Annotated in this window: 29 protein-coding genes; 17 read left to right on the top strand and 12 right to left on the bottom strand. The window is 58.7% G+C overall.

Annotated elements, in window-relative coordinates; all coding sequences use genetic code 11:
* Positions 1 to 28 precede the first annotated feature (28 nt).
* The 5 genes from ORD17_RS02770 (at position 29) to ORD17_RS02750 (ending at position 4,361) form a co-directional block, all read left to right on the top strand.
* Positions 29 to 1,180, top strand: coding sequence for an 8-amino-7-oxononanoate synthase (locus ORD17_RS02770; RefSeq protein ID WP_308390038.1), 1,152 nt, complete (start codon positions 29 to 31; stop codon positions 1,178 to 1,180).
* Complete coding sequence (locus ORD17_RS02765; protein WP_308389378.1) at positions 1,177 to 1,926, top strand: alpha/beta fold hydrolase; 750 nt, start codon at positions 1,177 to 1,179, stop codon at positions 1,924 to 1,926. The genes ORD17_RS02770 and ORD17_RS02765 overlap by 4 nt, the downstream gene beginning before the upstream one ends.
* Entirely contained in the window at positions 1,923 to 2,765 is an 843-nt protein-coding gene (gene bioC / locus ORD17_RS02760; RefSeq protein ID WP_308389377.1) for a malonyl-ACP O-methyltransferase BioC, read from the top strand. Before ORD17_RS02765 ends, bioC begins: the two co-directional genes overlap by 4 nt.
* Positions 2,765 to 3,403: a dethiobiotin synthase gene (bioD, locus tag ORD17_RS02755; RefSeq protein ID WP_308390037.1), complete on the top strand. Its 639-nt coding sequence runs from the start codon at positions 2,765 to 2,767 to the stop codon at positions 3,401 to 3,403. The genes bioC and bioD overlap by 1 nt, the downstream gene beginning before the upstream one ends.
* 91 nt (positions 3,404 to 3,494) lie before the next feature.
* Complete coding sequence (locus ORD17_RS02750) at positions 3,495 to 4,361, top strand: M48 family metalloprotease (RefSeq protein ID WP_308389376.1); 867 nt, start codon at positions 3,495 to 3,497, stop codon at positions 4,359 to 4,361.
* A 275-nt stretch (positions 4,362 to 4,636) separates the two neighbouring features.
* On the opposite strand, the gene ORD17_RS02745 is transcribed toward ORD17_RS02750, so the two are convergent.
* From ORD17_RS02745 to ORD17_RS02730, 4 genes are all read right to left on the bottom strand, one after another.
* Positions 4,637 to 5,209, bottom strand: a complete 573-nt coding sequence (locus ORD17_RS02745; protein ID WP_308389375.1) for an isoprenylcysteine carboxylmethyltransferase family protein — start codon at positions 5,207 to 5,209, stop codon at positions 4,637 to 4,639.
* A gap of 122 nt (positions 5,210 to 5,331) precedes the next feature.
* Positions 5,332 to 5,637, bottom strand: coding sequence for a transcriptional regulator (locus tag ORD17_RS02740; RefSeq protein ID WP_308389374.1), 306 nt, complete (start codon positions 5,635 to 5,637; stop codon positions 5,332 to 5,334).
* Positions 5,637 to 6,161 (bottom strand): hypothetical protein, encoded by a 525-nt coding sequence (locus tag ORD17_RS02735; RefSeq protein WP_308389373.1) that lies wholly within the window; start codon positions 6,159 to 6,161, stop codon positions 5,637 to 5,639. The genes ORD17_RS02740 and ORD17_RS02735 overlap by 1 nt, the downstream gene beginning before the upstream one ends.
* Before the next feature lie 162 nt (positions 6,162 to 6,323).
* The gene (locus ORD17_RS02730) at positions 6,324 to 6,683 is read right to left on the bottom strand and encodes a GNAT family protein (RefSeq protein ID WP_308389372.1); all 360 of its coding nucleotides are present in this window, start codon (positions 6,681 to 6,683) and stop codon (positions 6,324 to 6,326) included.
* Between the two features lie 140 nt (positions 6,684 to 6,823).
* Here ORD17_RS02730 and fetB point away from each other — a divergent pair, with 140 nt between their 5' ends.
* The 4 genes from fetB to ORD17_RS02710 are packed head-to-tail and all read left to right on the top strand — an operon-like array spanning position 6,824 to position 9,700.
* Positions 6,824 to 7,606, top strand: coding sequence for an iron export ABC transporter permease subunit FetB (fetB, locus tag ORD17_RS02725; protein WP_308389371.1), 783 nt, complete (start codon positions 6,824 to 6,826; stop codon positions 7,604 to 7,606).
* Positions 7,603 to 8,262, top strand: a complete 660-nt coding sequence (gene rnt / locus ORD17_RS02720) for a ribonuclease T (RefSeq protein ID WP_308389370.1) — start codon at positions 7,603 to 7,605, stop codon at positions 8,260 to 8,262. Before fetB ends, rnt begins: the two co-directional genes overlap by 4 nt.
* A complete protein-coding gene (locus ORD17_RS02715) occupies positions 8,259 to 9,278 on the top strand; it encodes a CDP-6-deoxy-delta-3,4-glucoseen reductase (protein WP_308389369.1) in 1,020 nt (339 codons plus the stop codon). The genes rnt and ORD17_RS02715 overlap by 4 nt, the downstream gene beginning before the upstream one ends.
* A gap of 59 nt (positions 9,279 to 9,337) precedes the next feature.
* A complete protein-coding gene (locus ORD17_RS02710; protein WP_308389368.1) occupies positions 9,338 to 9,700 on the top strand; it encodes a hypothetical protein in 363 nt (120 codons plus the stop codon).
* Between the two features lie 59 nt (positions 9,701 to 9,759).
* Here the strand turns inward: ORD17_RS02710 and ORD17_RS02705 are convergent, their stop codons facing one another.
* Together ORD17_RS02705 and ORD17_RS02700 are read right to left on the bottom strand one after the other, a co-directional pair.
* The gene (locus ORD17_RS02705) at positions 9,760 to 10,047 is read right to left on the bottom strand and encodes a zinc ribbon domain-containing protein (protein ID WP_308389367.1); all 288 of its coding nucleotides are present in this window, start codon (positions 10,045 to 10,047) and stop codon (positions 9,760 to 9,762) included.
* Positions 10,048 to 10,058: 11 nt separating this feature from the next.
* On the bottom strand, positions 10,059 to 10,994 hold the full coding sequence (locus ORD17_RS02700; RefSeq protein WP_308389366.1) for a hypothetical protein: 936 nt from the start codon (positions 10,992 to 10,994) through the stop codon (positions 10,059 to 10,061).
* Positions 10,995 to 11,125: 131 nt separating this feature from the next.
* Here ORD17_RS02700 and ORD17_RS02695 point away from each other — a divergent pair, with 131 nt between their 5' ends.
* Genes ORD17_RS02695 through ORD17_RS02680 form a run of 4 tightly spaced genes read left to right on the top strand, consistent with a single transcriptional unit; the run spans position 11,126 to position 13,995 of the window.
* Positions 11,126 to 11,761, top strand: a complete 636-nt coding sequence (locus ORD17_RS02695; RefSeq protein WP_308389365.1) for a TetR/AcrR family transcriptional regulator — start codon at positions 11,126 to 11,128, stop codon at positions 11,759 to 11,761.
* 11 nt (positions 11,762 to 11,772) lie between these two features.
* Positions 11,773 to 12,636 (top strand): acetylglutamate kinase, encoded by an 864-nt coding sequence (argB, locus tag ORD17_RS02690; RefSeq protein ID WP_308389364.1) that lies wholly within the window; start codon positions 11,773 to 11,775, stop codon positions 12,634 to 12,636.
* Positions 12,633 to 13,340 (top strand): pyrimidine 5'-nucleotidase, encoded by a 708-nt coding sequence (locus ORD17_RS02685; protein WP_308389363.1) that lies wholly within the window; start codon positions 12,633 to 12,635, stop codon positions 13,338 to 13,340. Before argB ends, ORD17_RS02685 begins: the two co-directional genes overlap by 4 nt.
* 25 nt (positions 13,341 to 13,365) lie before the next feature.
* Positions 13,366 to 13,995 (top strand): YceI family protein, encoded by a 630-nt coding sequence (locus ORD17_RS02680; protein WP_308389362.1) that lies wholly within the window; start codon positions 13,366 to 13,368, stop codon positions 13,993 to 13,995.
* Positions 13,996 to 14,003: 8 nt separating this feature from the next.
* Here ORD17_RS02680 and ORD17_RS02675 read toward each other — a convergent pair whose 3' ends face one another.
* A complete protein-coding gene (locus ORD17_RS02675; protein ID WP_308389361.1) occupies positions 14,004 to 15,017 on the bottom strand; it encodes an HlyD family secretion protein in 1,014 nt (337 codons plus the stop codon).
* 221 nt (positions 15,018 to 15,238) lie between these two features.
* Here ORD17_RS02675 and ORD17_RS02670 point away from each other — a divergent pair, with 221 nt between their 5' ends.
* Positions 15,239 to 15,742: an acyloxyacyl hydrolase gene (locus tag ORD17_RS02670; RefSeq protein ID WP_308389360.1), complete on the top strand. Its 504-nt coding sequence runs from the start codon at positions 15,239 to 15,241 to the stop codon at positions 15,740 to 15,742.
* Here the strand turns inward: ORD17_RS02670 and bioB are convergent.
* From bioB to ORD17_RS02650, 4 genes are read right to left on the bottom strand one after another with little or no spacing between them, the layout of a single operon-like run.
* On the bottom strand, positions 15,736 to 16,674 hold the full coding sequence (bioB, locus tag ORD17_RS02665; RefSeq protein ID WP_308389359.1) for a biotin synthase BioB: 939 nt from the start codon (positions 16,672 to 16,674) through the stop codon (positions 15,736 to 15,738). The two genes, ORD17_RS02670 and bioB, sit on opposite strands and share 7 nt — an antisense overlap.
* A 37-nt stretch (positions 16,675 to 16,711) precedes the next feature.
* Positions 16,712 to 16,981: a YggT family protein gene (locus tag ORD17_RS02660; protein ID WP_308389358.1), complete on the bottom strand. Its 270-nt coding sequence runs from the start codon at positions 16,979 to 16,981 to the stop codon at positions 16,712 to 16,714.
* A 1-nt stretch (position 16,982) separates the two neighbouring features.
* Positions 16,983 to 17,804: a pyrroline-5-carboxylate reductase gene (gene proC / locus ORD17_RS02655; RefSeq protein WP_308389357.1), complete on the bottom strand. Its 822-nt coding sequence runs from the start codon at positions 17,802 to 17,804 to the stop codon at positions 16,983 to 16,985.
* A gap of 3 nt (positions 17,805 to 17,807) precedes the next feature.
* A complete protein-coding gene (locus ORD17_RS02650; RefSeq protein WP_308389356.1) occupies positions 17,808 to 18,467 on the bottom strand; it encodes a YggS family pyridoxal phosphate-dependent enzyme in 660 nt (219 codons plus the stop codon).
* Between the two features lie 88 nt (positions 18,468 to 18,555).
* Between ORD17_RS02650 and ORD17_RS02645 the strand changes: the two genes are divergently transcribed.
* From ORD17_RS02645 to ORD17_RS02635, 3 genes are read left to right on the top strand one after another with little or no spacing between them, the layout of a single operon-like run.
* A complete protein-coding gene (locus ORD17_RS02645) occupies positions 18,556 to 19,605 on the top strand; it encodes a type IV pilus twitching motility protein PilT (protein WP_374693399.1) in 1,050 nt (349 codons plus the stop codon).
* Between the two features lie 12 nt (positions 19,606 to 19,617).
* Positions 19,618 to 20,754 carry a PilT/PilU family type 4a pilus ATPase gene (locus tag ORD17_RS02640; protein WP_308389354.1) on the top strand — a complete coding sequence of 379 codons (1,137 nt, stop codon included), beginning with the start codon at positions 19,618 to 19,620 and terminating at the stop codon, positions 20,752 to 20,754.
* On the top strand, positions 20,730 to 21,905 hold the full coding sequence (locus tag ORD17_RS02635) for a glycosyltransferase (protein WP_308389353.1): 1,176 nt from the start codon (positions 20,730 to 20,732) through the stop codon (positions 21,903 to 21,905). The genes ORD17_RS02640 and ORD17_RS02635 overlap by 25 nt, the downstream gene beginning before the upstream one ends.
* Here the strand turns inward: ORD17_RS02635 and ORD17_RS02630 are convergent.
* Positions 21,881 to 23,023, bottom strand: coding sequence for an FAD-dependent oxidoreductase (locus ORD17_RS02630; protein WP_308389352.1), 1,143 nt, complete (start codon positions 23,021 to 23,023; stop codon positions 21,881 to 21,883). The genes ORD17_RS02635 and ORD17_RS02630 overlap by 25 nt on opposite strands.
* Between the last annotated feature and the right edge of the window lie 10 nt (positions 23,024 to 23,033).

Below are 23,033 nucleotides of genomic sequence, written 5' to 3'. Positions count from 1 at the left end.
CTATACCGTCGCGATGAATCGACGCAGCATGGAAGACGGTTGGGCACAGGCCCTGGCGGAGCGTAGCGCCTTGGGCTTGCTGCGGCAGACCGAAGTCCTGCAGCCAGCGCCAGGAATGCGTCCCCTCTACCACGACGCTGCGGGTAGGCTGCTGCTTTCTTTCGCCAGCAACGACTATCTCGGTCTGGCACGGCACCCCGCGCTCCGTGAAGCAGCGCAACAGAGCTTCGCGGTCGGCGAGTTTGGCTCCGGGGCCGCCCCGCTGCTGGGCGGCGAGCGGCGGCAACATGCGGAACTCGCGGCAGCTCTGGCCTCGTGGCTAGGCGTGGAGGCGGTACTCCTCTTTGGCTCCGGCTACTTGGCGAACCTGGGTGTGTTCGGCGCCCTGACGTCAGCGCAAGATCACCTCTTTCTCGATCGTCTCGCCCATGCCTCCCTCATCGATGGCGCCCGCTTGAGTGGGGCGCGACTGCAGCGCTTTCGCCACAACGATCTCGAACACCTGGAGACCCTGCTGCGCAAGCCCCGCAGTGGCCGGGCCTGGATCGTCAGCGAAGGGGTGTTCAGTATGGATGGCGACCTTGCCCCCCTGCCGGAGCTACTGGCTCTGGCTCAGCGCTACGACGCCGCCCTGATCCTCGACGAGGCCCATGCCTTCGGTGTTCTTGGCCGGGAAGGGCGGGGTAGTGTGGAACATTGGCAATGCGATGGCGATGCCTTGATCCTGCGTATCGGCACCCTCGGCAAGGCCTTTGGTAGCTATGGGGCCTTCGTTGCCAGTTCCGCTTTCCCCATCTGCTGGCTGCAGCAGGCGGCGCGCAGCTATCTCTTTCACACCGCGCTTCCGGCATCCCTGGCGGCGGCTACCCTGGCGGCCCTGCCCCTGTTACAGCAGGCGCAAGACCGGCGTGAGCACTTGCAGAGGCTACGCCAGCGCTTGCAGGCCGGCCTGCACGGACGCCCCTTCCTGCCCAGCCAGACCCCCATCCAGGGCCTGATCCTGGGGAGCAATGCCGCCGCCTTGGCGGCAGCCGCAGCGCTGCGCGCGGCAGGAATCTACTGCCCGGCGGTACGACCGCCAACGGTACCCCAGGGGCAGGCGCGGCTGCGGATCAGTCTCAGCGCCGCCCACAGCATCGAGGACATCGAGCAACTGCTGCATGCCCTGGAGCGCGTATGAGTGTCCCTTGCGAGAGCAAGCCCTTGATCCTGCTCCACGGTTGGGGAATGGATCGGCGCATCTTTGCCCCTTGGCTACCCTATTTACAGCCTGACTTTCGCCCTGGGTGTTGGGATCTGCCGGGGCACGGCAGCCGTCCCTGTCCCCCGGAAGGCTGGGACTGGGAGGCAGAGCTGGCGCATCTGCGCGAGTGTCTGCTGGGGCTGCCCCAGCCGCCCATCCTCCTCGGCTGGTCTCTGGGAGGGCTGATCGCCCTTGCCCTGGCCTTGGGTCCGCAGCCGCCCATCGCCGGTCTGGTACTGGCAGCCAGCAGCCCATGCTTTGTCCAGCGCAGTGACTGGTCGGCGGGGATCCCGGCAGCGCAACTGCAGGCCTTTGCCGACGAACTCGAGGGCGATGCGGCGGCAGTACGGCGGCGCTTCCTCGCCCTGCAGGTGCTGGGCGATGCCGAGGCACGCCGGAATCTGCCGCGGGTAGAAGACTGGCCCTTACCCGATCGGCGCTGTCTGCGCGCGGGGCTGGGCTTTCTGCAGGGGCTCGACCTGCGCCCCGCCCTGCGGTCCTTGCCATTTCCGGTGCTCATCCTTTCCGGCAGCGACGATCGGATCGTGCCACCAGCGGCGGGCAGATATCTGCATCAAGCGCTCTCCGGCAGCGTACTGCACTGCCTCCCCAGCGGCCACGCCCCTTTTCTTGCCCAGCCTGCCGCTTGTGCCGCTGCGTTGCGCGAGGTCTTTCTCCCATGAGCGTGCAGAAGCATCTGGTACAGCGTCACTTTTCCCGGGCAGCGAAGGACTACGAGGCACTGGCCACCCTGCAGGATCAGGTCGGTCAGGAAATGCTTTCCCGTCTGGAGCTACTGAAGATCGATCCGCAGTTCCTCCTCGATCTCGGTGCCGGCACCGGTCTGCAGACCCGCCGCCTCAACCGCCATTTTCCCCGCGCCCGGGTCCTTGCTGTCGATCTGGCACTACCCATGCTGCAGGAAGCGCGGCGGCGCAAATCCTGGCTGCAGCGTCAGTGGTACCTGCAGGGGGATGCCGAGCATCTGCCTCTGCGCGACGCCACCGTGCAGATGATCTTCAGCAATCTCCTTTTGCAGTGGCTGCCGGACCCCCTGCCCGCCCTGCGGGAAATGCGCCGTATCTTGCCGCCTGAAGGGCTCCTTCTCTGCAGTTCCCTGGGGCCGGACAGCCTACGGGAGCTCCGCCAGGCTTTTCGCGCCGTCGACGATGAGCCGCATGTGCACACGTTTTTGGATATGCATGACCTTGGCGATGCCATGGTGCAGGCCGGTTTTGCCGACCCGGTGCTCGATGTCGAGCACTATGAGCTGCACTACGATGATCTGGATACGCTGCTGCGTGATCTGCGCGGTATTGGCGCGGGCAACTCCCAATCACGTCGTGGGCTTTTTACGCCGCGGAAGTTGCAACGGTTGCGCAGCGCGTATGAGGAATTGCGTACGCCCGAAGGCAAACTGCCTTTGCACTACGAGGTAGTCCATGCCCATGCCTGGCGCGCCGCCGAGCGGGCGACAGGAGACGTGCAGCCCTTGCAATTCGTTCCACGGAGGCGAAGTTGATGATAGCGGGATATTTCATCACCGGTACCGATACGGAAGTCGGCAAGACTCGCGTCACGGCAGCTCTTGCCCGCGCCTTTGCCAAGCGCGGCCTGACGGTGGCGGCGCTCAAGCCGTACGCCTCGGGTCAGGACGCCGATGCTACTTGGACCGACATCGAGCAATTGCGCATCGCTAGCCATCCGCAACTGGCGCGCAACGAGTGCAATCTCTACCGTTTTGCGCCGCCCATCGCACCGCATTGGGCCGCCAAGCTCGCGGGGCAGGAGATGGATCGTGCGCGGATGACGGCTTTCGTGCAGGCGCGTGCGCAGCGTGTCGAGCGCATCTTGGTAGAAGGGGCGGGGGGGCTGCTCGTGCCTTTGGGAGCCGGCTGGGACACCCTTGACTGGGTCGAGGAACTGGGATTGCCGTTGATCCTGGTGGTGGGCTTGCGCCTCGGAGCCATCAACCATGCCCGCCTCAGCGAGGCCGTCATACTGCAGCGCGGGGCACCGTATGCGGGATGGATCGCAAATCATTGTCAGGAGCAAGTGGCCGCCGGCACCTTGGAAACCTTGCAGCAATGGATGCGCGGTAGCTTCCTTGGCCACTTGCCCTTTCAAGCCACGGAGCTTGATGGTGTCACGCTTCCGTAATGCCTGAGATCTGTTACACTCCTGACAATGATAAAAAGTGCGCTGCAGGCGCTACCATGCCGCAAACAGTACAGAGACGGGAGCGTGTGGAATGGTGTGGATCAGGGCGTTGCTGTGGTTGTTGCTAAGCGCTTTTCTGCTAACGGTGGAGATGGTGCTGCTGATCTCGCTGGCGCTGCTGCCGTTCTCCAGCAATGGCCTTGCGTATTCGCTGCACACTCTGCTCCCATGGCTGCCGCTCCTGGTTTTTGGATTGAGCCTATTCGCTGCCCTGTTTTTTGGCCTGCTTACGCCTTTGGTGGTCCAGCGCGGGCTGGACTTGCAGCAGCTGGGCGCAATGCCGCGAGAGCGCTTCGCCAGTACCGTTGCCCATGAGCTTGCACAACGCTTGGGAATGCCGACGCCGCAGCTCTACCGCTTTGCCGCCGAGGCTCCCAATGCCTTCGTTCTCGGCTTGGGTCAGCAGCGAGCTTGGCTGGTTTTGTCTTCCGGCCTGTTGCAATCGGCCTCGGATGCGGAATTGCGTGCCGCCATCGCGCATGAAATGGCGCATGTGTATTTCGGAGATATGCTGGGCATGCAGCTTTTGCTGGGCACCAGTATCGTTTCTGCCTTCACCCTTGCGCAGATTTTGGCAACGCTTTTTCACGCCCAACAGCCCTTCCGCTCGCTGCTATTGGTGTTGTTGCAGGCACTGATCTTTCTGTTTGCGCTGCTTCCCATCGCCTGGCTTTCACGGCGCCGGGAATATGCAGCCGATCGTTTCGCCGCCGAGCAATATGGCGCTGCAGGAATGATCTCTTTGCTGCGCCGGCGGGCTTCCAGCATTACTCAGGATGATTGCTGCGGGCCCCTGGCAGCCCTGGCCACCTTCGGCGAGAGTCGAGGAATTCTGGCCGGACATCCGACCCTCGAACAACGTATCTCCGCGCTGCAACGCCAAGACCTGATGCGCTGACGCGAACCATTTACCTCTGCTTGTTCCGCGGAGAACTTCGGTTACGTGCCTCAAAACTCCCTGCTTCCCCGATGCTCGCGTACCTGATCTGGTAGTTTCAGTGAGTACCATGGTGACCAGCAATCTGCATTGGAGTGGGGCGAAGTTTTTTCGGTCAATCGGGGCTTGGGTGTCGCCACCATCGAGCGATTCCGTCGCCATCCTCATCGACTTGTGCCATTTCGGGCGGTGCTGATATTCCGGAGAGATTCCGCGACTTCCGCTGCAAAGCCTCGTCAAAGAATTCCGGGGATAATTTTCTTCGTTACAAGCGCTTGGTATTCAAGGTAGCCAGGAAGGCTTTTCGTCAATATGGATTCTTCGTTTTTGATTCTTAAGAGCTGCAAAGATAATACGGAAAGAAAAAGCAGGACAAATACCGTCCAATAACCGGAGAGAATCCCAATCCCTGATAAAGCGAGAAGGCCGCCAGTGTAGGAAGGATGACGGACGTAACGATATGGACCTCCCGTGACCAGGCGTTGACCATCCTCCACACGCAGCATTATCGAAAAGTTTTTGCCCATGATATGGATGGAATACAATCTAATCGCGTATCCAAACAAAACAAACAATATTCCAATAATCTTCCATGCAATGTATTTTATATCGGGAAGTTCAAATAATCGATTAAGAAAGATTCCGATACCAAAGCTAACATAGATGTCCGCGCCAAGAATCCAAAAATAGTAGCGATCAAAATATGCTTTAGAATGGGTTTTATCTGGATCGTAACTTCGGAAACGAATGCCAATAAAAGTTTCTATGAAAATAACTGATAAACAGACTACCAGGTTTGCTCGATCCATACGTCACCACCTGTTTTTGAAAAGTGTATGTGTTCAAAGAATGGTGCAATAAATTTCCCTTGATTAGCTTGGCAAGATAGTTTGCAGCGATCCATCGTATCCTTTGGCCATCAATTGGCACGTCAAGAAATTATTCTGATCAATGATTTCTTGTAATCATCGAATTCATCAATACCAGACGCCGTTAAACTGAGCAACGTTTTTGGCCTCCTCTTGTGAAATTCTTTTACTACGGAGATATACCCGGCTTTCTCCAATACTTCTATTTGCGCCCCAAGATTTCCATCCGTAGCCCCAGTGATCGCCTTTAACCGGGAAAAATCCAAGGATGAATGGCTGCCATTGCTGGCTAGTGGCCTAAGCGCAGCCATGATTTTCAACCGCACTGGCTGGTGGATGATCTTGTTTATTTCCACGCTTTCAGCCATCAGATTTTCCTTAAGAAGAAACCGCCACCAATCAGAGTGGTGCTGCCCACGATTGCCATCCACCAAGAGAAATAATATGGCATGAAGAAATAACCGATCATGGTTGCCAAGATAACAGCGAGCCCTATTAACACCATTTTACCATGGTTTGACAAGGCGTATATCAAGCCAATAGTTAGTGGAATTACGGATTCCGCACTGACCTTGCTCGGCATCATATTGCTGACAAAATATATGAACAAAGCGACAACGATGATTGGCAATACCGAAAACCACTGAGATTTCCTGGCCACGCCTTTTGCGAGCATTATGGTCCCGGCCACGCCTGCAGTGACCAGTGCCAACCACACCCATGACTCCCACTGGGGAAACAACGCAGCGGAGCCATAACCCAAGAACCAGATGACTCCCCACAGAAATAAAAATGGAGCAGTGAGGATTCCATGGAGTGCTGCCGCGCTCTTCCCTTCTACACGCTTGATGGTATCAAGCGTCTGCTTGGCTTTCGACTGATCAAGTGTCATGACCCACCTCCTGTGTACTCTATTATATAGAGTACTCTGAATAAATAAAGAGGGGTGTACTACGGACTCTAGAAGAAGATCTCGCTTGGGACTTGTTGCCCGAAGGTGATTGCTGCCGCCGCGTAGTCAGCGACAGCGCCGTTGGTAGCACCCGATGTTTCATCAGCTCATCGACAGGAAGCGGTAACTCATGACCTCTGGCCTGCCGGCACGGGTTGCGGTTTGGGATGAGGCAATGTTCAAGTGATGAATAGTGCCGATGATGAGGGACTCGCTACCGTGCGTCTCACTCAAGCGGGCCGTGAGCAGGCGTTGGGCCTGGGCAGCATAGCCATGGCCGCGACGGGTGGGGGCCATGATTTCTTCGATCACCACGTAGCCTCGCACCCAGTCGATTTCGCCCGGTTCTGTTGCGATGAGGCCGGCAACGACGCCATCGATGGTAATAAAATCAAGCGTGCCATTGGTTGCACATGCAGTGAGGTCGTCTAAGTCGGCTGGGTGGACTTCGGCGGCGAGCACGGGCTGATCGATTCTGAAAGCCCGGTACCATTCGACAACAGTAAGCGTACGACGAACCCATCTTCACGCTCGTCGCGTTGCGGTGAAACGGCTTGGCAAGCCTGCTATAGTCCCTGCTTCTTTTCCGCTTCGAGAAGGCTATGCAGTACGCTGCGACCGGCTTATTCAGTCATTTTTCGCCGTGGGCGATTGCGGGCGTCTTTGGTCTCCTGGGCAGTGCCTGGGCGCTTTCTGCCTGGCAGCGGCTGGGGGTAGGGCGGGAGCTCTGGTGGTCGGCGCTGCGCGCCACCGTCCAGCTCGCCATCATGGGCTTTGTCCTGGGCTGGCTGTTTCGGCAGGAGTCACCGCCACTACTGATTCTGTTTCTTGCCCTGATGATCTTCACTGCCGGGTTCTTCAACCGCAAACGCGGGGCGGGGATTCCCCATGCCTATTGGGTGGGAACCGCAAGCATCTTCCTGGCTACCACGCTCACCCTGGCGTGGATGCTGGTCTCTGGTCTGGTCACCTGGAAAGGGCAGTCCCTGGTGCCGATTGGTGGGATGATCATCGGCAACTCGATGAATGCCGTGTCCCTGGCCCTGAATCGTTTACGCAGCGAGGTCGATCAGCGCGAGGATTTGCTCCTTGCCATGCTTGCCTTGGGTGCCAGTGAGCGTCAAGCGATGCGCCAGCTCTACGCGATGGTGGTGCGTAGTTCGCTGATTCCCACCTTGGACAGCCTGAAGAGCGTGGGCATGATCCATATCCCGGGTATCACTGCGGGGATGATTTTGGCGGGTATGGCACCGCTCGCAGCGGTATCGATGCAGTTGGTGGTGATGCTAATGTTGACCGCCGCGGTGAGCCTCAGTGTCGCCAGTGCCGTCGTCCTTGCCGGACCCCGCGCCTTGCGCTTTCCTGCGCGAATGGACGCAGCATGAGCGTGACCCCGATTGCTGGCCGCGTGCGCGGCTTTCTTCCGGTTGTCGTCGATGTCGAAACTGCTGGTTTCGACTGCCAACAGCATGCCCTGTTAGAAATTGCTGCGGTGGTGATTGCCGGGGAGAGTGGCGCGCTGCAACCGGTACAGACCCTGCACTATCACATACAGCCTTTTGCCGATGCCGTTCTTGATCCCCGTGCCCTGGCCTTCAATGGCATCGACCCTTACCACCCCCTGCGCGGTGCCATCCCAGAAGGTGAGGCCCTGCGTGACCTCTTTCGCGCCCTGCGACGCCAGGTGCGGGAGCAAGGTTGCCGTCGCGCGGTGTTGGTCGGACACAATGCCCATTTTGATCTTTCCTTTCTTCTCGCTGCCGCAGCACGAGAAAATCTCAAAAACAATCCCTTTCATCCCTTCAGCACCCTTGATACCGTTAGTTTGTCTGCCCTTGCGCTGGGCGAAACCGTGCTCGCCAAAGCAGTGCGCAAGGCCGGTTTGGATTGGGATGGAAAACAGGCGCATTCGGCCCTATATGATGCAGAAAGGACGGCTGCTTTGTTTTGCTCGATCTGGAACTGCTTTGATCAGAGCGAAATTTCGCCCTTTTCTCCACTTTCCGGGTCGGCGTCTCTTCTCGACAGGAGTAGTACATGACTTATCGTTTACGCATCGAACCGAGTGGCCACGAAATGGACATCGAGGCCAACGAAACGATCCTTGAGGCAGCCCTGCGTCATGGCTATGCCTTACCCTACAGTTGTCGCAGTGGCACCTGTGCCACGTGTAAAGGCAAGATCCTTGCGGGATCGGTCGATTATGGGGACGTTGATGAGAAGATGTTGCCGGATGAAGAAATGGAGGCAGGTTTTGCCCTCTTTTGTCAGGCGACGCCATTAACCGATTTGTCGATCGAGGCGCGCGAGGTAGGTGCTGCCGCCGGGATCGAGATCAAGACAATGCCATCGCGGGTGGCGCGTATCGTTGACCTCGCGCCCGAGGTGCGAGCCCTGTTTTTACAGTTACCAAGCACGCAGGAATTTCGCTTTTTACCTGGCCAGTACATCGATATCTTGCTCAAGGACGGCAGTAGACGAGGCTTTTCCATTGCCAATATGCCGGGACCTGGCGCGCAGCTGGAGCTGCACGTCAAGCATGTTCCCGGTGGCCAGTTCACTGGCCACGTCTTTTCCGGGATGAAAGAAAAAGACATCCTCCGCTTTGAAGGTCCCCTTGGCACCTTCTTCATCCGTGATGACTGGCCGGAGCGCCCGTTGCTCCTGGCGGCAACGGGAACTGGCTTTGCGCCGATCAAGGGAATGCTGGAGCAACTTTTTGCCAATGACGATAGCCGCGACATCCATTTTTACTGGGGGGTGCGCTACGCCCAGGAATTTTATTATCAGGAGCTGTTGCAGGAATGGCAGGCAGCGCAGCCTAAGTTTCACTTCCATCCCGTGGTTTCACGTCCGGACGCCTCCTGGAGCGGAAGAACTGGTTATATCACTGCGGCAATCAGTGCGGATTTTCCCCAGCCAAAAGACCTTGTCGCCTATCTTTGTGGGCATCCGGATATGGTCTTCGACCTGGCCGAAAGTCTGGAGAAATCGGGTCTCGATTCGCAATACATATTTTCTGACGCTTTTGTATTTGCGAAAAGTAAAACGAGCTGACATAATCGCCAACGTTGGCGTAGATGACGCCAAATCTTCGGTAATAGGGAGCTCGGAAAATGGAAAAGCAGAAAAGACATCGGCGTACGGCAGAAGAACGTTTGGCAGATCTGGAAGCCAAAAAACAGCAGATGGAAGCGCGCATGCGCGAGCAGATGAACAAGATTGAGGAGCAGAAGCGCCGCTTGCAGGAGAATCCCAAGCTCAAGCGTGAGCGTGATGCACAGCGACGGATGCTGGTCGACCGAATTTCTCGTTTGGCCAATGGCTGGGAGGCAACGCAGATACTCGCTGCCGTTGCCGAGGTCTACGAAAAAGTGAACGGCAACGAGGCAAAGATGGAAGAGCTGCACAAGCGCGGTGAAGCGTTGATGCAGGAACTGAAGCCTCGTCGCGGACGTCGCCCGCGCAACAGTATTTGATCGCGCGGTTCCCAAGCAAAAAGGGCCTGCTGAATGCAGGCCCTTTGGCTTTGCCCGCATCATTTCCTGCGCCATCGCGACAGGGTGGCAATCCGGTGCGCCATATATGCGCGTACGTACCAGGGCTGACCGCGCTTGCGCAACAGGTTGCGGGCGCGCTGCTGCATTTGTGCCAGTTGCAGATCGGGCTCCTTGAATTTCCCAGAAGCGTAGCAATAGCTGCAGTACGTCTTGCTGCGGCTGCCGTCTGCTTCGCTACCTCCGCCCTCGGGATCGAAGCAGAGAGGCATCCCGCAGCTTTGGCAACGTTGCTTCTCTAATTCCCACTGCCGTCTTAATTTTTTCATAAGATCCTTCCTTACAGGTCTTCTGGAGCTTCCAGTTCCAGGGCCTCCAGGTAGAGGTGAGCCATGCCCAACAGAAATACGACGTTGGGCAACAAAAAAGTGAGAATGCCCGCGGCAAACCAGGACAGGCGTTGCCCGCTATGGGTCCAATGGACGATGGGGGAGACGCTTTGCTGCCATTGCTGCACCGCGACATGCAAATTGGGGAGCCAATCGAGCAAGAGCGCCTCGCCGCCACCATGGTCGTACAGCGCATTCGCCAGAAATGGCGTTGCCGCCGCCAGCGTCAAGGCGTAGCCACCGTATAGAAGCAGGACGATTACCAAGGCTACGGCGCTGCTCAATACGGCGAGTAATAGCATCATCAGCAATACGGAGCCAGGCCGTTTCCGAGCGATGGTAATGGTATGTCGCAAGGCCTTTGCCACGCCCTCGCCATGCCAGAGCGCTGGACCCGACAAATTGAAGACGATGATTGCGAGGATGAGCAATGCGGCGTTGAAAAGGACCGCCAAAGGAAAGAGCGGTACGACGAGATAGGGACCAAAACCCGGAATGCGCGTCAGGCCAAAGGCCAGCATTTCGACGACACCGATCCCCAGCAGAAGCAGTCCCTCCATGACCACTAGCAAGAGAAGGCGCGGCCAGGCCCGCAATGCGAATAGGATACTGCGCCAAATACCAGGGGTGCGCTCGCCTCGGGCGTCGTAGACCAACAGACGTCCGGCGGCCAAGTAGCCAATCAATATGGCCAGGGCAAAGAGGGCCGCACCCAGAACCGCACCTGTCGCGTCCTGCCCCCAGCTGGCCAATGCCTCCCAAAGGATGGCCCCGGCGAGGATGCATCCGCCGTAGACGACATTGGGGCGCCAGAGGGTGACACCACGCAATGCCTGCAAAAGCAGGGTGAAAGAAAAGTCGCTGTGGCTGTTATGTTGGTGGAACATTGGGCACCATACAGAAGAACGGCGCTAAGAATAGCAAATGGCAAAGCCGACTGCATCGCGTGGATGGCGTTTGGAGGCGCTCCAGTGCTAGACTGACCGACGAGTCAGTATCGGTTGTGTGGGTTACCAGAATGGAAAATGACACGCCTTGCGCGAGCAGCGAAGGAGAGGGTTGCCGCAGAATCATCGCGGCGGCAGAGAAGCTGTTTGCCGATCACGGCTTCGATGCGGTTTCCATGCATGCCATCGCCACTGATGCCGGTATCAGCAAGGCCAATATCTATCACTATTTCCCCAATAAAGACGCTCTTTACCTGGCGGTGCTGCAGAGTGCCGCAACCAGTCTGCGCGCCCTGCTCCAAGCCGCGGTGGACGAGAACGGTACGGCCAGCGAGGCCTTGCACCATTTTGCCGTGCATCATCTGCAGCATTTGTTGGCGCGTCCACGATTGGTGCGTCTATTTCTGCGTGAGTTGCTGGAAAAGGGTGAGCCACGCGCCCGCGACCTGGCGGATGCTGGGCTGGCGGATCTTTTCGCCAGCCTGGTGCAGATTCTTCAGCTCGGCCAGGAACGGGGAGAGCTGCGTAAGGATTTCGATCCGGCGCTGGTGGCGACCATGTTGCTCGGTGCTAACGTCATTTTTTTCCAATCGCGCGAATTGCTGCGACAATATCCTGCCGTGACCTTTGTCGATCGCCCCGAAGAATACGACCGGGCGATGGTCGAAGTGCTATTACGCGGGATTCGCAACCGTTCTGAGCCATAGGATATTTCTTCATGAGCATCGACCCTCGTCAGCAGGCCGAATTCCTCATCGAGGCCTTACCGTACATGCAACGCTTCCAGGGCAGCACCCTGGTCATCAAATATGGCGGCAATGCCATGACCGAGCCCGCATTGCAGGAACAGTTCGCCTACGACGTCACACTGCTCAAACAGGTCGGGATGAACCCGGTCATCGTCCATGGCGGTGGTCCGCAGATCAATGCGTTGCTGCAGCGCCTCGATCTGCCTTCGAAAATGCTCGATGGCATGCGCGTGACCGATGACGCGACGATGGAAGTGGTGGAGATGGTGCTCGGTGGATTGGTCAACAAGCAGATTGTCCAGGGAATTCAGCGTGCCGGTGGAAAAGCGGTGGGGCTGACCGGCAAGGATGGCAATCTGATCCAGGCAGATAAGCTGCAGCGGGATGACGGTGTGGACCTGGGGTGGGTGGGGGAGGTGACGCGGGTCAATGCCGAGCTGATCCGCTTTCTCGATGCCGGCGGGGTGATCCCAGTCATTGCCCCCATCGGCGTCGGCGCCGGCGGAGAATCCTACAATATCAATGCCGATTTGGTGGCGGGCGCTCTGGCCAGCACCCTGCATGCCGATAAGTTCGTCCTCATGACCAATGTTGCCGGTGTGCTCGATCCGGCGGGCAAACTCTACGAGCGCTTGCGCATTGCGCAGGTCCAGCAACTGATGGGCAACGGTGTGATCACCGGTGGCATGATTCCCAAGTTGCGTTGCTGCCTAGATGCGCTTGCGGGAGGGGTGCGTGCCGCCCATATCATCGACGGTCGGGTGCCGCATGCGCTCCTGCTGGAGGTGTTTACTCGCTTGGGCGTGGGTACCCTCATCTCGGATCTCGATTGAGGAAACGACGCGGACAGCGACGCGGGGCAGCTCGTGCCGACGCCATTCTGCCCCGCTATCTTGGGCTGCGTCGCCGTCCCTGGCCGGTTTATCTCTTCGATCTCGACAATACCCTCTATGATGCCAATGTACACTGCTTTCCGCAGATGCATGGCTACATGCATGCCTATCTGCAAGAGAGGCTCGGTCTCGGGCGGGCCGCAGCCGAGGCCTTGCGACAGCAATACTGGCGCCGCTACGGGACCACTCTGGCGGGATTGATGCGGCATCACGACATTGATCCCCACGAATTTTTGCAGGCCATTCATCCGCCCGCATTGGCTGCCACGGTACCCGCCAATCCGTCCCTCGACCGCTGGCTGGGCAGCCTCGACGGGCCCGCATATATCTTTACCAATAGTATCGCGGCGCATGCCGAGCGGGTCTTGGCACGCTTGCAGGTGACGCGACATTTCCTGGGAATTTTCGACCTTTCGGCGGCGGGTTTGCGCGGCAAACCCGATGTCCACGCCTATCGCAGCTTGCTGCGGCGTTACCGTGCCGCTGCCCGCCACTGTCATTTTTTTGATGACAGCCGTCCCAACCTGCGTACTGCGCGTCTTTTGGGTATGCGCACCACCTGGATTCACCCGCGTCGCCGCCAGCTTGGGCAATTGGCGAAGCTGCCACCGGCTTGCCGCAAGTCATTGATAGGCGCAAAGTAGATGCACGCAAAACGGAGGTGTCGCCATGAAAATACGCAACGTATCCAGTTCGGTCGGTCTCTTGCTGCTTCTGCCAGTCGCCAGTATGGCCGCCTCGTATCATAATCTGGATGGTAACCCCGATGGCCAGTATCGGATCGATCCCGCCCACAGCGGCGCCTATTTCACTATCGGTCATGTAGGGATTACCGAGCTTACCGGACGCTTCAACAAAATTTCCGGAACCTATCGCTTTGACACCCAGAATCCGGCTCTCGACCGGGTGGACATCAGCATTCCTGTCGCCAGCATCGATACCGACAACCAGGCGCGGGATGCCATTCTGCGCAGCAGCAAATTTTTCGACGCCAAGAAATACCCCGAGATCCACTTTGTCAGTGGCAGCTACCATCCCACTGGCGCAAAAACCGGTTTGCTTACCGGCAAACTCAGTTTTCACGGCGTCACCCATCCGGTGACGTTCCGGGTGCGGGAGATCGGCGCGGGAGACGTACCCTATCTGCCCAAGCCGTGGGGTGGTTACCTTTCCGGCTATGTGGCGACGACCAGCATCGAGCGTTCCAACTACGGCTTAATGGCCTACCTGCCGCAAGGCCTGTCGAACAAAATCGAGATCAAAGTGGAAATCGAAGGCAAGCGCATCGGGCCTGCCTGAGTCAAAGATCAGAAAAACGGTTGCAAGAAGGTTACCCAGCCCGGGATGTCTTTGGTGCTGACGGTAACCGTTGCGCTCGTACCGATGCGCAGGGGGAGCTTCGGATCGGGATTGAGCACGTCGACACGCACCGGCACGCGTTGCGTGACCTTTACCCAATTACCGGTCGCATTTTCCGGGGGTAAGAGAGAAAAGGCATTGCCGGCGCCACCACTGATGCTCACTACCTTGCCTTTGAAGCTGTGGTTGGGGTACATGTCGATGTTGATGGTCGCTGCGAGTCCCGGATGGATGCGGTCGAGATCGGTCTCTTTGTAGTTCGCCTCGATCCAGTAGGCTTGGTCGCCAATCAGCGGGAAGAGATCCTGATTGACGGACACCACATCTCCCACATGGATTTTATCCACCTTGCTGACCACCCCAGCGATCGGGGCGTAGATCGTCGTCTCCGAAAGATCCAGCTTGGCCATACGCACTGCTGCCTCGGCTGCGGCGATCCTCGCTTTGTTCAGCGATTTTTCTGACACGGCCCCGGCAAATGTGGCGCGATTGGCCTGCAATTGCGCTTGCAACTCAGCCGCTTTGGTCTGTGCGTCATCTGCTGCCTGCACCGACAGATACCGTTTGGCGGCCAGCGCCTTGGCGCGATCGGCATTGCGTGCGGCGTTGGCATAATTGATCTGATTGGCGCGGATTTGCGCCTGTGCCGAGGCGATCTTGGCAGCGATGCTGGCACGCTGCCGCTGTGCCTGGGCGAGTTCAGCCTCGGCCTGCTCTAATTTATACTCATAGGCCCGCGGATCGATTTTGAGGAGAGGCTGTCCCCGCTGGACGATCTGGTTGTCGCGCACGTAGAGGGCCACGATATGACCAGTTACCCGCGGAGCGATGTTGACGACATGGGCGTGTACATAGGCGTCATCAGTACTTGGGTAGTAGTCGGAGATCTGAAAATAGGCATAGGCGCCGAAGGCAACCAGCACCACAATGATGAGCACCGCAAACCGCTTGATCCATCGCATGGCGATTTCCCTTCTCCCGCAGCAATACGTAGGGCGTGTCTTTCGGCCTTGGTACCTGTCCAGCGTTAGAATCTTTGACGGAATTCGTAACACAAGACATACTGACCGTTCGGTCGATAAGGTAGCGCATGGCGCGCCTGCGGGCAAGTAATTTTTGAACAGAGACTAAGGAGTAGCGAATGCGGATTTCTTCCCCGAAGAGGTTATTTGTAGGTGCCGCAATGCTGGCTTTTGCGCCTTTTGCCAGCGCCGAAGGGTTGCATGTGATCCAGAGTGGGCCGGCCTACCTGAGCGCCGGTGTGGGGGTTTTCAACGGGGTCGGGATTCACCCCATTTCCGGCCCCAATCCGCGCGTACCGGAGATCAACGTCGAGTACCAGTCGGCCTCGAAACTTTTTGGGATTGGCGCCGTCTGGGGCCTCATGGCCAACACTCGGGGCGGATTCATGGGCTATACCGGCTTTTACTCGGATATTGCCTGGGACCGTTGGGTCTTGACCCCGGTTCTCGGCTTTGGTGGCTATGATGCTGGGAAGAACGGCAAAGATTTGGGCAGCATCTTTGAATTTCGTCTGGAATTGGGCCTCGCCTATCAGTTTGCCAATGGCGGGCGGCTCGGGGTCAAGATCGCGCACATTTCCAATGCCTACATCGTCAGTCAGGATCCTGGCGAGAACGAGGCTCTCGTCACCTATTCCTTCCCGCTCTCCTTCGGTGATCAGTAGGGCGCTGCTTGCAGTCCTAATTTGGCGAAGAGACCTGCGTCGTGATCGCTGCTGGCATTGTTGGTTGTCAGCAGACGATCTCCCAAGAAAATACTGTTGGCGCCGGCCAGAAAGGCCAATGCCTGTAATGCGTCACTCATCTTTTCCCGACCGGCGGCCAAGCGCACGTAACTTTTGGGAAATAGAATGCGCGCTACGGCAATGGTGCGCACGAATTCAATCTCGTCGATGGGTTCGGCTTCGGCGAGAGGAGTACCGGCAATGGGCACCAGGGCGTTGATGGGAATGCTTTCCGGCGCCGGCTCCAGAGCGGCCAGGCTTTGCAGCAGGCGGGCGCGGTCACGCCGACTTTCTCCCATACCCAGGATTCCGCCACTGCAGACTTTGATTCCGGCGTTGCGCACCGCCTCCAGGGTTTCCAGACGTTCCGCGTAGCTGCGCGTGTGAATCACCTCGCCATAGAACTCTGGCGAGGTATCGAGATTGTGGTTGTAGTAGTCCAGACCGGCCGCCTGCAGGCGCTCCGCCTGACCGGGCTTGAGCATCCCTAAAGTGACACAGGTTTCGAGGCCCAGGTCCTTCACTGCCTGCACCATCTCCGCCACTTTCTCCAGGTCCCGTTCATGCGGGCTGCGCCAGGCCGCTCCCATGCAGAAACGTTGTGCCCCCGCATCCTTGGCAGCTTGTGCGGCAGCAAGCACGTCCGCCAGGGGCATCAGCGGGGTAACCGGCAGTTTGGCCTCATGATGCACGCTTTGCGCGCAGTAGCCGCAGTCCTCTGGGCAGGCACCGGTCTTGATCGACAGCAACGTGGAACATTGCACGGCATTCGGCGTGAAGTGCTCTCGATGCACCTGCTGCGCGCGAAAAAGGAGATCGTTGAAGGGGAGGGAGAAGAGTTCGAGAATTTCTTCCAGGGAGGGTTGAGTCATGATCTTGGTCCAAAACGGTCAAAGCGGAAAGAGAATACTAGAAACCGCCAAAGAGCAGGCGTGGCAGAAGCATTTTTGCTGCCTCGATGAGGAGCATCGCCACCAGCGGGCTGAGATCGATTCCGCCGAGAGGCGGCAGATGTTGCTGCAGTGGGCGCAGGATGGGATCGGTCACGCGGTCGAGAAAGCGCACCACTGGATTGTAGGGGTTGGGTTGCACCCAAGACAGGATGGCGCGGAGGAAAATGGCCCAGAATAGCAGGGTCAGGGCAAATTCCAGCAGGCGGTAGAGATCGAAAAGTAGCATCTCAGAGCTCTTTGGCCAGGAGTGCCGCGAGCTCCCGACTGCGCTGGCTGGCGGCGTCCAAGGCACGTTTGGCGAGGGGGCGTAGACCCTCTTCCCAGGCCGCGACAGCCGCCGCCGTCGTCCCGCCGGGACTGGTGACCTGGTGGCGGAGCAAGGCCGGTGCCAGCCCGCTCTGCTGCGCGAGTTCCGCTGCCCCGCGCAGAGTGGCAATCGCCAGACGGCGGGCCTGATCACGGTACAGTCCGCCAGCCACCGCGGCGTCTTCCAATGCTTCCAGCAACAGAAAGACGTAGGCTGGGCCACTTCCGGCAAGGGCGGTGGCCATGTCCATGCTTTCCTCGTCGGGCAGCCACTCTGCCAGCCCGGTGCTCTGCACCAGTTGTTCAGCCTGTCGTCGCCGCGCGGCGCCCAGCTCCGCTGGCGCATAGAGAGTGCTCGCACCAGCGCCAATCTGCGTGGGGGTATTGGGCATGACCCGGACGACGTCGACTTCCGGTACCAGCGCCTGTATGGAGGCGAGGCGCACGCCAGCAGCAACCGAGATCAACAAGACTCGGGCAGCGCGCAGCTCGTACGCCCAGGCAGTGAGTATGGCCCGCATCTGTTTGGGCTTGGCGGCATATACGACCACGGCTTCTGGCGGCAGGGGACAAGGCTCGGCGCTGCGGCTGTGAACCCCGAATTCCGCAGCCAAGGCGTCGCGGCGTTCGGGATGGGGAGCATGTACCTGAATCTGCTGCGCAGGGAAACCATCATTGCAGAGGCCGGCGATGAGGGCTCGGGCCATGTTGCCCGCGCCGAGAAAAATGATCTGCTGCTGCAATCGTTACTCCTTGGGGCGGCCGCCAAACAGCGCGGTGCCCAGTCGAATTTCCGTTGCCCCATGGGCTAGGGCTTCAGGATAGTCGCCTGAGGTGCCCATGGAAAGGGTGTCGATCTGCTGATCGGTAAATCGTCCCCGCAATTGTTCATAGAATTCCCGCATCTGCGCAAAATTTTTGCGGGCCTCGCCGGGAGTTGGATGCACCAGAGCCATCAGGCCGCGTAACCGAAGATTGTCGCAGGCGACGATCTGCTCCGCCAAGGGGAAAATGTCCTCTTTCGTGCAGCCCCCCTTGTCCTTCTCGCCGCTGATGGCAACCTCGATCAAGACCTGGAGGGGTGGGAGTCCGGCCCGCTCGCGATCCAGACGCTCGACCAGAATGCTGCGGTCGATGCTCTCTACCCAGTCAAAATGCCGAGCGATCTCGCGGGTTTTGTTGCGCTGGATGCGGCCAATGAAATGCCAAGAAATTTTCAGGTCCGCCAGGGCCGCCATCTTGGCCAGGGCCTCCTGCAAGTAATTTTCCCCAAAATGGTGCAGGCCCAGTGCGTAGGCGGCACGTATACGCTCAGCAGGCACCGTTTTGCTGACCGCCAGCAGGCGGCAGGGCACATCGCCCTGAATCTCTTGTTGAAGTTGCTGTAGGCGTGGTGCAAGGTCCATTCGACTCTCTTTGGGCGGAATCCGGAAGATCGCCTATAGTAATGGCGTAATACTGTTTGCCCAAAGAAGGAAGTCGCCGATGAGCCAAATGGATGTCACCGATCTGCTCGGTTTCGCGGTAAAAAACAATGCGTCGGATATCCACGTTTCCGCTGGCTTGCCGCCCATGCTGCGTATCAACGGCGAGATCAAGCCAGCCAACGTGCCACCTCTGAGCAAGGAGATCGTGCATGCCATGATCTACGACATCATGAACGATGCCCAGCGGAAATGGTACGAAGAGAATCTGGAGATCGATTTCGCCATCGATGTACCTCAGGTGGCGCGCTTTCGTATCAATGCCTTTCAGCAGGATCGTGGTCCAGCAGCAGCGTTTCGCACCATCCCTGCCAAGGTCCTGAGTCTGGAAGAGCTGAATGCGCCGCCGGTATTCAAGGAAATCATCGACGTGCCGCGCGGGCTGGTGCTGGTGACCGGGCCGACGGGATCGGGCAAATCGACCACCCTCGCGGCCATGGTGAACCACATCAACAACCATCGTCAGGACCATATCATTACCATCGAGGACCCGATCGAGTTTCTGCATACCCCCAATAAGTGTCTGATCAATCAGCGTGAGGTCGGGCCCAACACGAAATCCTTTGAAAACGCCCTGCGCTCCGCCCTGCGTGAGGATCCGGATGTGATTCTGGTAGGTGAGTTGCGTGATCTCGAAACCATGCGTCTGGCTCTCACTGCGGCGGAGACCGGGCACGTGGTCTTTGGTACCCTGCACACCAGCTCTGCTCCGAAAACCATCGACCGAATCATCGATTCCTTCCCCGGCGGGGAGAAGGATATGGTGCGGGCCATGCTCTCCGAGTCCCTACGCGCGGTGATCGCGCAAACCCTCATCCCGACCGCCGACCATCGCGGGCGGGTAGCGGCGCACGAAATCATGATTGCCAACCCGGCGATCCGCAATCTGATCCGGGAAAACAAGGTGGCACAGATGTATTCCGTCATTCAGACAGGCCAGAATCAGGGGATGCAGACCCTCGACCAGTGTTTACTCGGCTTGGTCCGGGCGCACAAGATCAGCCGCGACGATGCACTGCGTAGGGCGCAGAACAAAGAGAGCCTCGCCAACGTCGCTTGATGGGAGAAAACCATGCCAGTGCTTGATGACCTGTTACGGTTGATGATGGAAAGAAACGGTTCCGACCTGTATTTCACGGTGGGCGCGCCGCCGGTGATGAAGATCGATGGGCGCGCCGTTCCCGTTGGTGATGAGCCCCTGAGGCCCGCCCAAAGTCTGGCCTTGGCGAAGGAGATCCTGGGTTTGGAGCGTCTGCAGGATTTCCAGCACGAAAAGGAGGCCAATCTCGCCTTGTCCGTCCCCGGTGTGGGTAGGTTTCGGGTCAACGGATTTTTTCAGCGAAACGAGATTTCCTTTGTTATCCGTGCCATCAAGACGCAGATCCCGACTCTCGACCAGTTGCACATGCCGCCGATTCTGAAGGAACTGGCGATGACCTCCCGCGGCTTGGTACTGTTTGTGGGTGCTACCGGCTCCGGAAAAAGCACCTCTTTGGCGTCCATGCTGCAACATCGTAATGCCAGTTCTGCAGGGCATATTCTGACCATTGAAGATCCCATCGAGTATCTCCACAAAAATATCAAGTCGATCGTCAATCAGCGCGAAGTCGGCATTGATACCCTGAATTATGAGAATGCCCTGGAAAATGCCCTGCGTGAGGCCCCCGACGTCATCCTGATCGGCGAAGTGCGAAGCCGCGCGACCATGGAGCATGCAGTGGCCTACGCGGAAACCGGCCACCTTTGTATGTCCACTTTGCATGCCAACAATGCCAATCAGGCGGTGGAGCGCATCATCAACTTTTTCCCGGAGGAGCGTAAGAGGCAGTTGCTCATGGACCTCTCCCTGAACCTCCGCGCCGTAGTTTCGCAGCGTCTTCTCCCTCTCAAGGGCCGACCAGGACGAATTGCGGCAATGGAAGTCCTGATCAATACGCCGACGATCGCCGATCTCATCTATCGCGGGGAAGTCGGCTTGTTGAAAGATGCCATGGCACGGCCCAACGATGTCGGTATGCAGACTTTCGATCAGTCGCTGGTGAAGCTGTTTATGGAAGGCATGATCGAGTACGAGGATGCCATCCGTGGCGCCGATTCCCAGAATGATCTACGCCTTGCGATCAAGATGGAGTGCATGAAGCGCGGCCTGGAGGACCCTGGTTCCAAGGTCGAGGAAGCGACCCAATGGCGTATCGGTGGCAATGCCTGATGTCCTTGGCGTTTGCGGTTGCGGTTTTTCTGGCTTGGATCGTCCTGTATTTGGCCCGAGGAGCATTCTGGCGCGCCGATCAGCGCCTTGTCGTAGGGGAGATTGCCGAGTGGCCGGCAGTCACTGCCGTGGTCCCCGCGCGGAACGAGGCCGCCGGGATTGCTGCCTGTGTGCGCGGGATTCTCGCTCAGGACTACCCCGGAACGCTGTACTTGATCGTGATTGATGACCAAAGTGTCGATGACACCGCGGAGCTGGCGCAGTCTGCGGCTGCCGAACTGGGTGCCGCATCGCGACTGACGGTCCTGCGCGGAAAAGACCTCCCGGCAGGCTGGGCGGGTAAGGTCTGGGCCATGCAGCAAGGAGTGGAAGCAGCGGCCGGCGACACGCCTTACCTGTGGTTCACCGATGGTGACATCGTCCATGCGCCGCAGGTCTTACGCGCCCTCGTCGCCAAGGCGGTAGCAGAGAAGCGCGTTCTGGTTTCACTCATGGTACGTCTTTCTTGCCAAACTCTGTGGGAGCGCTGGCTCATTCCACCTTTTCTATTCTTTTTTCAGAAGTTGTATCCCTTCGCCTGGGTCAATGATTCGCGCCGTAGGCTCGCCGGTGCGGCGGGTGGTTGCATGCTGGTGGCCCGCGCGGCGCTGGAGACGAGCGGCGGGCTGCCGGCCATGCGCGGCGCACTCATCGACGATTGCACCCTAGCCGCGCAACTCAAGGCAGAGGGGCCCATCTGGCTGGGTCTGGCCGATCACAGCATCAGTTTGCGTCGTTATACCCATCTACAAGAAATCTGGCGGATGGTGGCGCGTTCGGCCTACGTCCAGCTCGAGTTCCGCCCGAGCCGGCTGCTGATTGCCACGCTCGCCATGCTGTTCCTGTACCTCTTGCCCTGGGTTCTGTTGGTACTTGGGCTAATGAACGGCCAGCCCTGGGTCTGGGGTCTGTCCCTGGCCAGCCTGTTACTCTCCTGGCGGATATTCTGGCCTACCCTGCACGATTATCGACTTTCGCCAATGTGGGCCTTGAGCCTACAACCGGCGGCCTGGCTGTATACCCTGATGACCCTGGACTCCGCCCGCCGTCACTACGGCGGACGGGGTGGTGCCTGGAAGGGGCGGGTTTACCCGGCAGAACGGGGACGATAGGGGGCCAGATAGCGCCATTCGAAGGCACGTTTGGCCAGATGCCACCAGGAGCCGGGCACGACGCGCGCCGTGTTGGGGGTGCGATACACGAGATTGCCGCCGTCGAGGCTGTCGACGATGCAGATGAGTTCCTGGCGGAATGTCTGATCTGCCGCTTTCCCTTGCAGATGGCAAAGGGCATTGTGCACCGCAGTCTTGGCCTGGAGGTCGGCGCTGTGCCCCTGTTTGGGTAGCCAGTCCGGACTGTCACCGTAGGATGCTGCATCCCCCACCACATAGACCCCAGGCAGTCCGGGAACCTGACAATGATTGTCGGCCTGCAGGAATCCCCCAGGTGAAAGCGGCAGACCGCTGTTGGCAGCAAAGGACGGGCCGGTCATGCCAGGCATGAAAAGGATCAGGTCGGCATCGATGTCGCCTCCTTCGGTATGCACCTGCTGCGCATCGAAGCCCATAATCTTATGCCCGAGATGGGTATGAATCTGGCGCTTTTCCATCTCTGCCAGCAACCCCGCGACGGCGGCGGCACCGAGACGATTGCCCGGCTCGCGCATGGGGTTGAAGAAGGTCAGGGTAAATTTGTTGCGGATACCCTGTCGACGCAGGTAGGTATCGATGCCGAAGAGCAGTTCGAAGATGGGGCCTCCGCGCACAGCACTGGGTTCCTGAGGGTTGCCGGCAAAACCAAAGGCAATGCTGCCGCCCGCTATACCCTGCAGACGCTTGCGAATCTCCTGTGCGGTCTCGATACCGTCACAGATGGCGAGACTGTGCTCGATTCCCGGTAATTTGCGCAGGCCGCGTCCACCGGCGGCAATGATCAGCGCGTCCTGCTCGAGCTGAGTGCCGGATTCCAGCTGTACGCGTCCCTGGGCATCGATAGACTGCACGGTGTCGGCAACGAAATCCACGCGTTGGCGCTCGAAGAAGTCGCGCAGGTCGATGCGCAGTTCCTCGCCCTGGCGCAAGCCGGTAGGTACCCAGATGAGGCTGGGGTAGTAAATGAACTCCGGCTTGGGGGCAACGAGGCGGATCTCCAGCTCTGGACTGCGACGGCGCAGCTCGCGCACCGCCGTCAAAGCACCAAAGCCGCTGCCGATGATGGTGAATTGGGCCATTCAATCCTCC

The organism is Acidithiobacillus sp. AMEEHan (assembly GCF_030996345.1).
In the GTDB taxonomy this organism is placed as follows: domain Bacteria; phylum Pseudomonadota; class Gammaproteobacteria; order Acidithiobacillales; family Acidithiobacillaceae; genus Igneacidithiobacillus.
This window is presented reverse-complemented; position numbering and strand designations above follow the sequence as displayed.